This is a genomic window from Streptomyces sp. NPDC037301 (assembly GCF_055602785.1).
Window position 1 is genome coordinate 156899 of record NZ_JBVJWD010000006.1, and the last position, 14546, is coordinate 171444.

Here is a 14546-nt window from a genome sequence, read left to right on the forward strand (position 1 = left end):
GAACCCGGGAGATGAAGAGGGACCGGATGCTGCGCCGGGCAGGCGCCGTCGAGACGGTCATCAACCTCAGCTCCTCTCTCGGACACGGGGCCCACATGCCCCGCCGAACACCCTACACGGCCCTGTTGAGCGGCAGTTCAGTGGCAGAGCCTGGCCTCGTGCTCGGCATGGCCGCTCGGCTCCAGTTGGAATGTGCAGTGCTCCACGTCGAAGTGGACACCGAGGCAGCCCTGCAGTTCATGGAGGAGCTTCTCGTGACCGATCGAATCGAGCATGTCCTGGCGCACCACCACATGGGCGGAGAGCACCGGCATCCCCGACGTGATCGTCCAGGCATGCAGGTCATGGACGTCCAGTACTCCGGGCAGGGCGGTGATGTGGGCCCGCACCTCAGCCATGTCGACGCCCTTGGGCGCCGCCTCCAGCAGCACATTGAGCGTCTCTCTGAGCAGCTTCACCGTACGGGGGACGATCATCAGGCCGATCACCAGCGAGGCGATCGGGTCGGCGGCCTGCCAGCCCGTGGCCAGGATGATTCCTGCCGAGATCAGCACGGCGAACGAGCCGAGCGTGTCCGCGAGCACCTCCAGATACGCGCCGCGCACATTGATGCTGTCCTTCTGACCCCGGAGCAGGAGCGACAAGGAGATCATGTTGGCGACCATGCCGACCAGGGCGAAGACGATCGTCAGTCCGCCCCTGGTCTCGGCCGGCGTGATGAAGCGCTGGATCGCCTCGAGGAGCAGAAAACCTCCCACTCCGAGCAGCAGCAGACAGTTGGCCAGGGCGGCGAGGATCTCGGCGCGGGCGAAACCGAAGGTTCGGTTGAGCCCGGCCGGCCGGTTGGCGAAGTGGATCGCCAGCAACGCCATGCCCAGCCCCAGGGCGTCGGTCGCCATATGGGCCGCGTCGGCGATCAGGGCGAGCGAGTCGGCGAGCAGCCCCCCGACGATCTCTATGACCATCACGGTGAGCGTGATGCACAGCGCGATCCGCAGCCGTCCCTTGTACGCGGCAGCTGCCGTGCCGGTGGGCGGTGGCCCGCCGTGTGTGTGCCCGTGGTCGTGCCCTGCCCCCATGGGGACGCCTCCCGGTCGTCTAACGGACTCGGGCGCGATTGCCCGAGCACTGCCAGTGAACTACGGGTGGGGGGTATCGGGCAACACGGTACTGAACACCGTTGTCATATGCCCTGACCTGCGGAAATGACTGCAGGTCAGGACTGTGGGGTGATCGTCGGCGGCTCAGTTGCCGCGCGCCTCGGGGTGGTGCAGGCGCCAGCCCTGCCAGGCCGACTCGACCATCTCGCGTACCCCGTGCCGGGCCGTCCAGCCGAGCTCCTCGGACATCCGGACGGCGGACGCGACGGCCTTTGCCGCATCGCCGGGGCGGCGCGCCTCGATCTCGGGCTTCTCCGGCAGGCCGCTGACCTCGCCCACCAGATCGGCGAGCTCACGCACCGAGACGCCCTCGCCGCGGCCGATGTTCACGGTCAGGTCCCCGGCGTCCTGCTCGGCCAGCCTCCGGGCGACGGCGAGATGCGCGTCGGCGAGGTCCGCGACATGGATGTAGTCGCGGATGCAGGTGCCGTCGGGTGTCGGATAGTCGTCACCGAAGATCCGGGGAGCCTCGCCACGGGTCAGCCGGTCGAAGAACATCGGAATCACGTTGAAGACACCGGTGTCCGACAGTTCCGGCGTGGCCGCTCCGGCCACGTTGAAGTAGCGCAGACAGCCGGTGGACAGGGAGTGCGCCCTCCCGGTCGCCCGGACCAGCCACTCCCCGGCGAGCTTCGTCTCACCGTACGGATTGATCGGAGCACAAGGAGTTTCCTCGGTGATGAGTTCCACATCCGGCACGCCGTACACCGCGGCCGAGGACGAGAACAGGAAGCGCCGCACACCGGCGGCGACGACGGCCTCCAGGAGGACGGTCAGCCCGGCCACGTTCTCCCGGTAGTACAGCAGCGGCTTCTCGACGGACTCGCCGACCTGCTTCTTCGCTGCGAGATGCACCACACCGGTCACGTCGTACTGAGCCAGCACCCGGTCGAGCAGCGCACGGTCGGCGGCCGAGCCCCGGATCAGCGGAACATCTGCCGGGAGCCGCTCGACGACACCGGTCGAAAGGTCGTCGAGGACGACCACCCGCTCACCGGCACCCACCATGGACCGCACTACATGTGCACCGATATATCCCGCTCCGCCTGTGATCAGCCATGTCATGCGGGTCAGCCTAGGTGTATGCCATCGCGTTTTGTCAGCCGAGGCGGGGATCGACGATGATGATCGCGGACGGCGCCGCGTGGTGCCGGTCCACCCCGAACGGAGCACAAACGGGCAGTGAACTCCCGCTTCCGTTCATCCGATAGCCTCTGCCGACGTGCCGCCGGCCCGCTTGTGGGCCGCACTGTCGCGCGCCGACCCCGTCAGCACCAAGGAGTGAGTTCGTCTGTCGACCGCCATCCTCACCGGTGCACCGGTACCCGGATCGTCGCTCGTGGACGATCTGCGGTCACTGGGCTTCGACGTACAGATCGCCGCCGATGTGACCGAGGCCGCACAGCTGCTCTCGGCCGTCCCCGCCGACCGCCGCGTCGCACTGGTCGACCCCCGTTTCGTCGGCCATGTCCATGCCCTCCGGCTCGGGCTGACCGACCCGCGCTTCCCCGCCGCCACCGTGCCCGGTGCGCTCACCGCGCAGCCGGAGGCGCGCCCCGCGCTCGTCCGCGCCCTGAGCACCGCCGCCGCGGCCGTCGGCGCGGGCGTCCCGACCGGCCCGGGCGCGACCACGACGACGGTCACCGACCGCACCGTGCCGGGCCACCTCGCCGTCACCATGGACGCCGAAGGCGCCGCTGTGCAGCGCCCCGAGCTCGGCTCGCTGGTCGCCGCCGTCCCGGTCGACGAGTCCGCCCGCACCACCGCGCAGAGCGCAGTCGCCGCGGTCGACGACGAGGCGGTGCGGCTGCGCAGCGCCGTGAAGGCCCACGACGGCTTCTTCACCACGTTCTTCATCAGCCCGTACTCCCGCTACATCGCCCGCTGGTGCGCCCGCCGCGGTCTCACTCCGAACCAGGTCACCACCGCATCCCTGCTCACCGCGCTGATCGCGGCGGGCAGCGCCGCGACCGGCACCCGCGGCGGCTACATCGCCGCCGGACTGCTACTGCTCTTCTCCTTCGTCCTGGACTGCACCGACGGGCAGCTCGCCCGCTACTCGCTGCAGTACTCGACGATGGGTGCCTGGCTGGACGCCACCTTCGACCGGGCCAAGGAGTACGCGTACTACGCGGGCCTCGCGCTCGGCGCCGCCCGCGGCGGTGACGACGTGTGGGCACTGGCCCTCGGCGCGATGGTGCTCCAGGCCTGCCGCCACGTCATCGACTTCTCGTTCAACGAGGCGAACCATGACGCGGTCGCCAATTCGAGCCCCACGGCAGCCCTCTCCGACAGGCTCGACAGTGTCGGCTGGACGGTCTGGCTGCGCCGGATGATAGTGCTGCCGATCGGCGAGCGCTGGGCGATGATCGCGGTACTGACCGCGGTGACCACGCCCCGGATCGTCTTCTACGCCCTGCTCATCGGCTGCGCCTTCGCGGCCTGCTACACCACCGCCGGCCGCCTGCTGCGCTCGCTGACCCGCAAGGCGGAGCGCACCGACCGCGCCGCCCGGGCACTCGCCGACCTGGCCGACTCCGGTCCCATTGCCCAGATCGTGGCGGTACGGGGCCCCCGGATCAGGGGGGCCTGGAGCGCGCCTGTGATCGCGCTCGTCGGCGCTGGGGCACTGATCGCCGCGGCTGTGCAGCAGCCGTTCGGCAGCAAGCAGATGATCTTCGCCGCGGTGTTCTACGCGATCTGCTCGGGCATAGCCGTGGCCCGCCCCCTCAAGGGCGCCCTCGACTGGCTCGTACCCCCGATATTCAGGGCGGCGGAGTACTGCACCGTCCTCGTTCTCGCCGCGCGCAGCGATGTCCCGGGAGCCCTTCCGGCAGCCTTCGGGCTGGTCTCGGCCGTCGCCTACCATCACTACGACACGGTGTACCGCATTCGCGGCGGCACCGGCGCGCCGCCCCAGTGGCTGGTACGCACGATCGGTGGGCACGAGGGCCGCACCCTGGTGGTGGCCGTACTCGCCGCCGTACTCACTCAGCATTCAGCGTTCACCGTGGCACTCACCGCTCTCGCGGTGGCTGTGGCACTGGTGGTGCTCGTGGAGTCCATCCGCTTCTGGGTGTCCTCCGGAGCACCCGCCGTACACGACGAAGGAGAACCCGCATGATCGGCCTCGTACTGGCAGCCGGTGCAGGACGGCGTCTGCGCCCCTACACCGACACGCTTCCGAAGGCTCTCGTGCCTGTCGATGGCGAGAAGACGGTCCTGGACCTGACGCTGGCGAACTTCGCGGAGATCGGCCTCACCGAGGTCGCCGTTGTCGTCGGCTACCGCAAGGAAGCCGTGTACGACCGCAAGGCCGAGCTCGAGGCGAAGTACGGCGTGACCCTCACCCTGATCGACAACGACAAGGCCGAGGAGTGGAACAACGCCTACTCCCTGTGGTGCGCCCGTGACGTCCTGACGCGCGGCGTCATCCTGGCCAACGGCGACACCGTCCACCCGGTCTCAGTCGAGAAGACCCTGCTCGCCGCCCGGGGCAACGGCCAGAAGATCATCCTCGCCCTCGACACGGTGAAGCACCTCGCCGACGAGGAGATGAAGGTCATCACCGAGGGCGACAAGGGTGTGCGACGCATCACCAAGCTGATGGACCCGGCCACCGCGACCGGTGAGTACATCGGTGTCACCCTCATCGAGCCGGAGGCCGCCGCAGAGCTCGCCGACGCACTGAAGGCGACGTATCTGCGCGACCCCGACCTCTACTACGAGGACGGCTACCAGGAGCTCGTGAACCGCGGCTTCACCGTCGACGTGGCCCCCATCGGCGAAGTGACGTGGGTCGAGATCGACAACCACGACGACCTCGCGAAGGGCCGTGAGATCGCGTGCCAGTACTGACCCGGCTCATCCCGTCCCCGGTCGTCGTCGACATCCGCCGCGGCGCCCTGGACGATCTGGCGGGTCTCCTCGCCGACCAGCGGATCTCCGCCTCCGGCAAGCTCGCCGTCGCGATCAGCGACGGTTCGGGGCGCGCCCTGCGCGAGCGGCTGGCCCCCGCGCTGCCCGGCGCCCACTGGTATCCGGTCACCGACGGCACCCTCGACTCGGCCGTCAAGCTCGCCGACGACATCAAGGGCAACCGGTACGACGCCGTCGTCGGCCTCGGCGGCGGCAAGATCGTCGACGTGGCGAAGTACGCCGCGGCGCGCGTCGGCCTGCCCATGGTCGCGGTGGCGACGAACCTCGCCCACGACGGTCTCTGCTCGCCGGTCGCGACACTGGACAACGACAACGGCCGGGGCTCCTACGGAGTACCCACCCCGATCGCCGTCGTCATCGACCTCGACATCGTCCGCGAGGCACCGGCCCGCTTCGTGCGCTCCGGCATCGGCGACGCGGTCTCCAACATCTCCTGCGTGGCCGACTGGGAACTCGCCCACGAGGTCAACGGCGAGGAGATCGACGGACTCGCCGCGGCCATGGCCCGGCAGGCCGGCGAGGCGGTGCTGCGCCACCCCGGCGGGATCGGCGACGACGCCTTCCTCAAGGTGCTGGCCGAGGGCCTCGTTCTGACCGGCATCTCGATGTCGGTCGCCGGGGATTCCCGGCCGGCCTCGGGCGCCTGCCACGAGATCAACCACGCCTTCGATCTGCTGTATCCCAAGCGTGCGGCGAGCCACGGCGAGCAGGTCGGCCTCGGCGCCTGCTTCGCCATGCATCTGCGCGGTGCGCGCGAGGACTCGCTGCTCATGGCGGTCACCCTGCGCCGTCACGGACTGCCCGTCCTGCCCGAAGACATCGGTTTCACCGCCGACGAGTTCGTCCAGGCAGTCGACTACGCCCCGCAGACCCGCCCGGGACGCTTCACGATCCTGGAACACCTCAACCTGTCCACCGACCAGATCAGGGACGCGTACGCCGACTATGCAAAAGCCATCCATAGCTGAACTCCGTCCGGTCGTGCACCCTCCGGGCGTGAAGGACCGGCGCAGCGGCGAACACTGGGCGGGTCGGCTCTACATGCGCGAGATCTCCCTGCGCGTGGACCGGCACTTGGTGAATACCAAGGTCACGCCCAACCAGCTGACCTACGTGATGACCGTCGCGGGCGTGCTCGCTGCGCCGGCGCTGCTCGTTCCCGGCATTCCCGGCGCGCTGCTCGGCGTCCTCATGGTCCAGCTCTACCTGCTGCTCGATTGCGTCGACGGCGAGGTGGCCCGCTGGAAGAAGCAGTTCTCACTGGGCGGGGTCTACCTGGACCGGGTCGGCGCGTATCTCTGCGACGCGGCCGTACTGGTCGGCTTCGGCCTGCGCGCCGCCGACCTGTGGGGCTCCGGACGGATCGACTGGCTGTGGGCCTTCCTGGGCACTCTTGCGGCCCTCGGCGCCATCCTGATCAAGGCCGAGACCGACCTCGTCGGCGTCGCACGTCACCAGGGCGGTCTGCCGCCGGTCAAGGAGGCCGCCTCCGAGCCGCGCTCGTCCGGCATGGCCCTCGCCCGCCGGGCCGCCGGTGCGCTCAAGTTCCACCGGCTGATCCTCGGCGTCGAGGCGTCACTGGTGATCCTGGTGGCGGCCGTCCTCGACGCGGTCAGGGACGATCTGTTCTTCAGCCGTCTCATGGTCGCGGTACTGGCCGGCATCGCCCTGCTGCAGACCTTGCTGCACCTCGTGTCGATCCTGGCGTCGAGCAGGCTGAAGTGAGCACCCTCATGAAGCTCGGCGCGGTCATCATCACGATGGGTAATCGTCCCGAAGAGCTGCGCGCCCTCCTCGATTCGGTCGCCAAGCAGGACGGCGACCGGATCGAAGTGGTGGTCGTCGGCAACGGCGCCCCCGTACCGGAGGTCCCCGCGGGCGTACGCACCGTCGAGTTGCCCGAGAACCTCGGCATCCCGGGCGGTCGCAACGTCGGGATCGAGGCCTTCGGCCCGTCCGGCGCCGATGTGGACGCTCTGCTCTTCCTCGACGACGACGGACTCCTGCCGCTCACGGACACCGCCGAGCTGTGCCGGCAGGCGTTCGAGGCCGATCCCGAGCTGGGCATCATCAGCTTCCGTATCGCCGACCCCGACACCGGCGTCACCCAGCGCCGCCACGTGCCGCGGCTGCGTGCCGCCGATCCGATGCGCTCCTCGCGCGTGACGACCTTCCTCGGTGGGGCCAACGCCGTACGCAGCAAGGTCATCGCCGAGGTCGGGCCGCTGCCCGGCCAGTTCTTCTACGCGCACGAGGAGACCGATCTCGCCTGGCGGGCACTGGACGCCGGCTGGATGATCGACTACCGCGCGGACATGGTTCTCAACCACCCGACGACCGCCCCGTCGCGGCACGCGGTGTACCACCGCATGGTGGCCCGCAACCGGGTCTGGCTGGCCCGGCGCAACCTGCCGGCGCCGCTGGTCCCCGTCTACCTCGGCGTGTGGCTGCTGCTGACCCTGCTGCGCAAGCCCTCCGGCCCGGCTCTCAAGGCATGGTTCGGCGGCTTCCGGGAAGGCTGGTCCACGCCGTGCGGAACCCGCCGTCCGATGAGGTGGCGCACGGTATGGCGGCTGACCAGACTCGGCCGACCTCCCGTGATCTGAGAGGCTCTCCTCTGAGAGCATGAGTCGTACGTTTTCTCCACGGGACCTGTCCGCTCCGAGCCACGCCCGCGACTGGCTGCGCATCCTGAATACGAGAGTTTCATCTGGTGAGTGACACAACCCATGATGGTGCGGTCGCACTGAGCACCCCACCATCCGCCGACGACGGCCTGAGCGTGGCCGAGATGGCCACCAAGTACGGCCTGACGGTGAGCGGCGCCCGGCCAGGGCTCTTCGAGTACATCCGGCAGCTCTGGGGCCGCCGCCACTTCATCATGGCGTTCTCGAGAGCGAAGCTGACCGCCCAGTACAGCCAGGCGAAGCTCGGCCAGCTGTGGCAGGTGGCCACACCGCTGCTCAACGCCCTGGTCTACTACCTGATCTTCGGGCTGATCCTGGGTACCAGGAAGGGAATGACCCAGGAGGTCTTCATTCCGTTCCTGGTGACCGGTGTCTTTGTCTTCACCTTCACCCAGAGTTCGGTGATGGCGGGTGTGCGGGCCATCTCCGGCAACCTCGGACTGGTCCGGGCGCTGCACTTCCCGCGCGCCTCGCTGCCCATCTCGTTCTCGCTGCAGCAGCTCCAGCAGCTGCTGTTCTCGATGATCGTGCTCGGGGTCGTGGCCGTCGCCTTCGGCAGCTATCCGGGTCCCTCCTGGCTACTGATCATCCCGGCGCTGGTGATGCAGTTCCTCTTCAACACCGGCCTGGCGATGATCATGGCCAGGCTCGGCAGCAAGACCCCCGACCTTGCCCAGCTGATGCCGTTCGTCATGCGGACCTGGATGTACGCGTCGGGCGTCATGTTCTCCATCCCGGTGATGCTCAAGGACAAGCCGGACTGGATCGCCAACGTGCTCCAGTACAACCCGGCGGCCATCTACATGGACCTGATCCGCTTCGCGCTGATCGACGGCTACGGCTCGGAGAACCTGCCGTCGCACGTCTGGGTCGTGGCGCTCGCCTGGGCGGTCCTCGTCGGCGTCGTGGGCTTTGTGTACTTCTGGAAGGCAGAGGAACGGTACGGCCGTGGCTGACGACAACACTTCGGGGCGCGTCCCCACCGTCATCGCCGACGATGTGCACATCGTGTACCGGGTCAACGGCGCGGGCGGAGGCAGGGGCAGCGCCACTGCGGCGCTGAGCCGGATATTGCGCCGCGGCAAGGGCGAGTCGCGCGGTGTGCGGAAGGTGCACGCCGTCCGCGGAGTCTCCTTCACCGCCTACCGAGGCGAAGCCATCGGCCTGATCGGGACCAACGGCTCCGGCAAGTCGACCCTGCTGCGGGCCATCGCCGGTCTGTTGCCGACCGAGCACGGCAAGGTGTACACGGACGGCCAGCCGTCGCTGCTCGGTGTGAACGCGGCGCTGATGAGCGATCTGACCGGCGAGCGCAACGTGGTGCTCGGCGGTCTCGCGATGGGTATGTCGCGCGAGGAGATCCGCGAGCGCTACCAGGGCATCGTCGACTTCTCCGGCATCAACGAGAAGGGCGACTTCATCACCCTTCCGATGCGGACGTACTCCTCCGGTATGGCCGCCCGGCTGCGTTTCTCCATCGCCGCCGCGAAGAACCACGACGTCCTCATGATCGACGAGGCGCTGGCGACCGGTGATCGCAAGTTCCAGATCCGCTCCGAGAAGCGCATCAGGGAGCTCCGCAAGGAAGCGGGCACCGTCTTCCTGGTCAGCCACAGCAACAAGTCCATCAGGGACACCTGCGACCGGGTGCTGTGGCTGGAAAAGGGCGAGCTGCTGATGGACGGTCCGACGGACGAGGTCCTCAAGGCGTACGAGCGCGAGACCGGGAAATAGCTGCTCCCGGGTCCCGTGACACCGAGGTGGCCTCCGCCGGAACTCTCCGGCGGAGGCCACCTCGGTGTCCGGATCGTGGACTCCCAGCGACGCCCACCACCCCGGCGGTACGCCCTGCACAAGATCTCCTCCCGTCGGATGACGTCAATTTCCTTGCGCACGGGGAAGGTTGGCGGGGCAGGGCGCGTTGTTCTTCTGCGCGTAACACCCCGACGTATCGATGAGCGTTGCACAACGTAAGCTGTAGCGGTGCTGATTCGTTGCAAGTGGGGCGATAGTGCCTGGCCATACGGCCTGGCGGCGTGCTCCGCACTCGGTAGAGCGGGCGGCGTGTCCGGAATGGGATGTTTTGGGTCAGCAGTGTAGAACGGGAGATGTGACGGCTATGACGGAAAATCTCCAGCTCCGAGGTGCTCACGCCGTCCCAGTGCCGGGCGGTCGGTGGTGACCCGTACCCAGCAGGCGCGCCCCGATGCCGCCGTGCCCAGCACCCTCGACAAGGCCGCGGACGAGAATTTCCCCGTAGCCCCCTTCTTTCTGCCGCGCGCCTGGCGTGACGACCTGATGGCCGTCTACGGCTACGCCCGTCTCGTCGACGACATCGGCGACGGCGATCTCGCCCCCGGCGGCGCGGACGCCCGCCATCTCGGGCTCGACCCGGCGCAGACCGAGGACCGGCTCGCCATGCTCGATGCCTTCGAGGCCGATCTGCACCGGGTCTTCGACGCCGCGGGCGACGGCCCGCGCCACCCCCTGCTGCGTGCCCTGCGCCCCACTGTGCGGCGCTGCGTGCTCACTCCCGATCCCTTCCTCGGCCTCATCGAGGCGAACCGGCAGGACCAGAAGGTCCGCCGCTACGGGACGTACGAGGACCTCGTCTCCTACTGCGAGCTCTCCGCCAACCCCGTGGGCCGACTTGTCCTGCAGATCACCGGAACCGCCAGTCCCGAACGCATCCGCCGCTCCGATGCCGTCTGTACGGCCCTGCAGATCGTCGAGCACCTCCAGGACGTCACCGAGGACCTCGGCCGCGACCGGATCTATCTGCCCGCGGACGACATGGCCCGGTTCCATGTCCGCGAAACCGATCTGGCCGCCCCGTCGGGGGGCGCATCAGTGCGTTCACTGGTTGCGTACGAAGCAGAACGCGCCCGGGAACTGCTGAATGAAGGCACCCCCCTGGTGGGTAGCGTCCACGGCAGGCTCAAGCTGCTTCTCGCCGGATTCGTGGGAGGGGGGCGTGCCGCCCTCACCGCGATCGCGGCCGCCGGGTTCGACGTACTGCCCGGACCGCCCAAGCCCACCAAGCCCAGCCTGCTGCGCGAAGTGGGAGTTGTCTTGCGAAGAGCGCGTAGAGAGGGGTGAGCCGGACCGTGGAGGGACAGACGACGTATATGTCGGCACCTGTACAGGCCGCATACAGTTACTGCGAGGCGGTCACCGGACAGCAGGCGCGGAACTTCGCGTACGGCATCAGGCTGCTGCCGGCCGAGAAACGACAGGCCATGTCGGCGCTGTACGCCTTCTCCCGTCGTGTCGACGACATCGGTGACGGCGAGCTGGAGCCGGAGACCAAGCGGACCCGCCTGGAGAGCACCCGCGCACTGCTGGACCGGATCCGCAACGGCGTGATCGACGAGGACGACACCGACCCGGTGGCCGTCGCGCTCGCCGACGCCGCGCGCAGATTCCCGCTCCCGCTCGGCGGGCTCGACGAACTCATCGACGGCGTGCTGATGGATGTGCGCGGTGCGACGTACGAGACCTGGGACGATCTCAAGGTCTACTGCCGCTGTGTCGCGGGCGCCATCGGCCGCCTCAGCCTGGGCGTCTTCGGTACGGAACCGGGCGCTCCCGGCGCCGACCGGGCCCCGGAGTACGCCGACACGCTCGGCCTCGCGCTCCAGCTGACCAACATCCTGCGCGACGTACGCGAGGACGCGGGCAACGGGCGGACGTATCTCCCCGCCGACGACCTCGCCAAGTTCGGCTGCTCGGCCGGCTTCCAGCGGGCCACCCCGCCGCCCGGCGCCGACTTCGCCGGCCTGGTCCACTTCGAGGTACGGCGTGCCCGTGCCCTGTTCGCCGAGGGTTACCGGCTGCTGCCGATGCTGGACCGGCGCAGCGGCGCCTGTGTGGCGGCCATGGCGGGCATCTACCGGCGGCTGCTCGACCGGATCGAGCGCGACCCCGGGGCGGTGCTCCGCGGCCGGGTCTCGCTGCCCGGCCACGAGAAGGCGTATGTCGCGATGCGTGGACTGTCGGGCCTCGACGCGCGATACATCTCCCGCCGCACGGCCAGGGGGCGTGTCTGATGCGCCGTACGGACATCTCGCGCACCATGTGCATCACGGTGAGTCGCATCGATCAGTGGTCAACCCTCTGGTGTGCTGACGCGTCCTTGGCTGAAGTGACCTGGCGAAAGGAGGACGCATGACGGACGACGCCCCGCGTTCCTCCCGCGCGGTCGTGATCGGCGGCGGACTCGCCGGCATCACCGCGGCCCTGCGTCTCGCCGACGCCGGGCTTGACGTGACCCTGCTCGAAGGGCGGCCGAGGCTCGGCGGACTTGTCTTCTCCTTCCGGCGCGGCGAACTGACGGTCGACAACGGACAGCATGTCTATCTGCGCTGCTGCACCGCTTACCGCTGGTTCCTCGACCGCGTCGACGGGACGCGGCTGGCAACCCTGCAAAACCGTTTGGACGTGCCTGTTCTCGATGTCGGGCGCCCCTCCGGCCCCCGGCTGGGACGGCTGCGCCGCAACGCACTGCCGGTGCCGCTCCACCTCGCCGCCGGACTCGCCGGCTATCCGCATCTCTCGCTCACCGAACGGGCGAGCGTCGGACGCGCCGCACTGGCGCTGGGCCGACTGGACCCGGACGACCCCGCGCTCGACGCCGTCGACTTCGGCAGCTGGCTCGCCCGTCACGGGCAGTCGCCGCGCACCATCGAGGCCCTCTGGGACCTGGTAGGCGTCGCCACACTCAACGCCACCGCCCCGAACTCCTCGCTGGCCCTTGCCGCGAAGGTCTTCAAGACCGGACTCCTCTCCGAACCCGGCGCCGCGGACATCGGATGGGCGAGCGTGCCGCTCGGCGAGGTGCACGACACACTTGCCCGCAAGGCCCTCGACTCCGCCGGGGTACGCACCGAGCTGCGTACGAAGGCATCCTCCATCACCCGTACGGAGGACGGCTGCTGGATCGTCGACACCGGCAGTGAACGGATCGAGGCGGACACCGTCGTCCTCGCCGTCCCGCAGCGCGAGACCCACGACCTGCTGCCCGAGGGCGCACTCGACGAGCCGGAGCGGCTGCTCGACATCGGCACATCGCCGATCCTCAATGTGCACGTGGTCTACGACCGCAAGGTGCTGCGCCGCCCGTTCTTCGCCGCGCTCGGCTCCCCGGTCCAGTGGGTCTTCGACCGCACTCAGGCCTCGGGTCTCACCGGCCCCGGGCAGTACCTCGCCGTGTCCCAGTCCGCCGCGGACGAGGAGATCGACCTCCCCGTCGCCGAGCTGCGAAAGCGCTACCTGCCCGAGCTGGAGCGGCTCCTTCCGGCCGCCCGCGGGGCCGGAATCAGGGATTTCTTCGTCACCCGGGAGCGCACGGCGACCTTCGCCCCCGCCCCCGGCGTAGGCCGACTGCGGCCCGGCGCCCACACCCGTACTCCCGGCCTCAGTCTGGCCGGAGCTTGGACGGCCACCGGCTGGCCCGCGACGATGGAGGGCGCCGTCCGCAGCGGGTTCAGCGCAGCGGACGCCGCGCTCCGGACGCTCGGCCGCACCCATGAACATCCGCTGCAGGAGGCGGCATGAGCAGTACCACCGGAACAAGAGGAGAGTCAGTGACCCCGGCGAATCCGGCTTTCGACACCGTGGCCGACACCACGGACGTCACCGCGCTTCTGGAGCGCGGACGGGCCCTTTCCGCGCCGGTGCTCCGGGCCGCCGTTGACCGGCTCGCACCACCCATGGACACCGTCGCCGCGTACCACTTCGGCTGGATCGACGCCCAGGGGCGGCCCTCCGACGGCGACGGAGGCAAGGCCGTCCGCCCGGCGCTCGCCCTGCTGTCCGCAGAGGCGGCCGGCGCCGCCGCCGAGGCCGGCGTCCCCGGCGCCGTGGCCGTCGAACTCGTGCACAACTTCTCGCTGCTGCACGACGACCTGATGGACGGCGACGAACAGCGCCGCCACCGCGACACCGTCTGGAAGGTGCACGGCCCCGCTCAGGCGATCCTGGTCGGCGACGCGCTCTTCGCGCTCGCCAACGAGATCCTGCTGGAGCTCGGCACCGTCGAGGCGGGCCGCGCGGCCCGCCGGCTGACCGTCGCCACCCGCAAGCTCATCGACGGGCAGGCCCAGGACATCTCCTACGAGCACCGCGAGCGGGTCACCGTCGAGGAGTGCCTGGAGATGGAGGGCAACAAGACCGGCGCCCTGCTCGCCTGCGCCTGCTCCATCGGTGCGGTCCTCGGCGGCGCCGACGACCGGACCGCCGACACCCTGGAGGCATACGGCTACCACCTCGGCCTCGCCTTCCAGGCCGTCGACGATCTGCTCGGCATCTGGGGCGACCCCGAGTCCACCGGCAAGCAGACCTGGAGCGATCTGCGCCAGCGCAAGAAGTCCCTGCCGGTCGTCGCCGCGCTCGCAGCGGGCGGGCCGGCCTCGGAGCGCCTCGGTGAACTGCTCGCCGCCGACGCCAAGAGCAGTGATTTCGACAGCTTCTCCGAAGAGGAGTTCGCCGCCCGCGCGGCGCTCATCGAGGAGGCGGGCGGCCGCGAGTGGACCGCCCAGGAGGCCCGTCGACAGCATGCGGTCGCCATCGAGGCACTGCACCGGGTCGACATGCCACAAACCGTGCGGACGCAGCTCACAGCGCTCGCGGACTTCGTCGTCGTACGAAAGAGATGATCACCATCTGCTCCATATGACTCGCAGTCGCCGGCCGGTGCCCGTCCCGGGCACCGGCCGACGGAGACCCCAGCACAGCAGAGGAACAACTGCACGAAGGGGAA

At 69.3% G+C, this 14546-nt stretch carries 13 protein-coding genes; 11 read left to right on the plus strand and 2 right to left on the minus strand.

Annotated features, from left to right (window positions below; translation table 11 throughout):
* Positions 1-137: 137 nt before the first annotated feature.
* Complete coding sequence (locus ACZ7IB_RS12990) at positions 138-1079, minus strand: cation diffusion facilitator family transporter (protein WP_470912168.1); 942 nt, start codon at positions 1077-1079, stop codon at positions 138-140.
* A gap of 165 nt (positions 1080-1244) precedes the next feature.
* Positions 1245-2225 (minus strand): UDP-glucose 4-epimerase GalE, encoded by a 981-nt coding sequence (gene galE / locus ACZ7IB_RS12995; protein WP_470912170.1) that lies wholly within the window; start codon positions 2223-2225, stop codon positions 1245-1247.
* Positions 2226-2499: 274 nt separating this feature from the next.
* Between galE and ACZ7IB_RS13000 the strand changes: the two genes are divergently transcribed.
* From ACZ7IB_RS13000 to ACZ7IB_RS13050, 11 genes are all read left to right on the plus strand, one after another.
* A complete protein-coding gene (locus ACZ7IB_RS13000; protein ID WP_470912172.1) occupies positions 2500-4284 on the plus strand; it encodes a DUF5941 domain-containing protein in 1785 nt (594 codons plus the stop codon).
* On the plus strand, positions 4281-5018 hold the full coding sequence (locus ACZ7IB_RS13005) for a phosphocholine cytidylyltransferase family protein (protein WP_327271591.1): 738 nt from the start codon (positions 4281-4283) through the stop codon (positions 5016-5018). The genes ACZ7IB_RS13000 and ACZ7IB_RS13005 overlap by 4 nt, the downstream gene beginning before the upstream one ends.
* Positions 5006-6067, plus strand: a complete 1062-nt coding sequence (locus ACZ7IB_RS13010) for an iron-containing alcohol dehydrogenase family protein (RefSeq protein ID WP_470912175.1) — start codon at positions 5006-5008, stop codon at positions 6065-6067. The genes ACZ7IB_RS13005 and ACZ7IB_RS13010 overlap by 13 nt, the downstream gene beginning before the upstream one ends.
* Positions 6045-6824 carry a CDP-alcohol phosphatidyltransferase family protein gene (locus ACZ7IB_RS13015; RefSeq protein ID WP_266355806.1) on the plus strand — a complete coding sequence of 260 codons (780 nt, stop codon included), beginning with the start codon at positions 6045-6047 and terminating at the stop codon, positions 6822-6824. The genes ACZ7IB_RS13010 and ACZ7IB_RS13015 overlap by 23 nt, the downstream gene beginning before the upstream one ends.
* An 8-nt stretch (positions 6825-6832) precedes the next feature.
* Entirely contained in the window at positions 6833-7705 is an 873-nt protein-coding gene (locus ACZ7IB_RS13020) for a glycosyltransferase family 2 protein (protein ID WP_327277940.1), read from the plus strand.
* 107 nt (positions 7706-7812) lie between these two features.
* On the plus strand, positions 7813-8742 hold the full coding sequence (locus ACZ7IB_RS13025; RefSeq protein ID WP_470912179.1) for an ABC transporter permease: 930 nt from the start codon (positions 7813-7815) through the stop codon (positions 8740-8742).
* A complete protein-coding gene (locus ACZ7IB_RS13030) occupies positions 8735-9520 on the plus strand; it encodes an ABC transporter ATP-binding protein (RefSeq protein ID WP_470912182.1) in 786 nt (261 codons plus the stop codon). The genes ACZ7IB_RS13025 and ACZ7IB_RS13030 overlap by 8 nt, the downstream gene beginning before the upstream one ends.
* Before the next feature lie 444 nt (positions 9521-9964).
* The gene (gene hpnC, locus ACZ7IB_RS13035) at positions 9965-10885 is read left to right on the plus strand and encodes a squalene synthase HpnC (protein ID WP_470912184.1); all 921 of its coding nucleotides are present in this window, start codon (positions 9965-9967) and stop codon (positions 10883-10885) included.
* Between the two features lie 29 nt (positions 10886-10914).
* Positions 10915-11835 (plus strand): presqualene diphosphate synthase HpnD, encoded by a 921-nt coding sequence (gene hpnD / locus ACZ7IB_RS13040; RefSeq protein WP_470912186.1) that lies wholly within the window; start codon positions 10915-10917, stop codon positions 11833-11835.
* A gap of 118 nt (positions 11836-11953) precedes the next feature.
* The gene (gene hpnE / locus ACZ7IB_RS13045) at positions 11954-13342 is read left to right on the plus strand and encodes a hydroxysqualene dehydroxylase HpnE (RefSeq protein ID WP_470912188.1); all 1389 of its coding nucleotides are present in this window, start codon (positions 11954-11956) and stop codon (positions 13340-13342) included.
* Entirely contained in the window at positions 13339-14442 is a 1104-nt protein-coding gene (locus ACZ7IB_RS13050; protein WP_470912190.1) for a polyprenyl synthetase family protein, read from the plus strand. Before hpnE ends, ACZ7IB_RS13050 begins: the two co-directional genes overlap by 4 nt.
* The last annotated feature ends 104 nt before the right edge of the window (positions 14443-14546 follow it).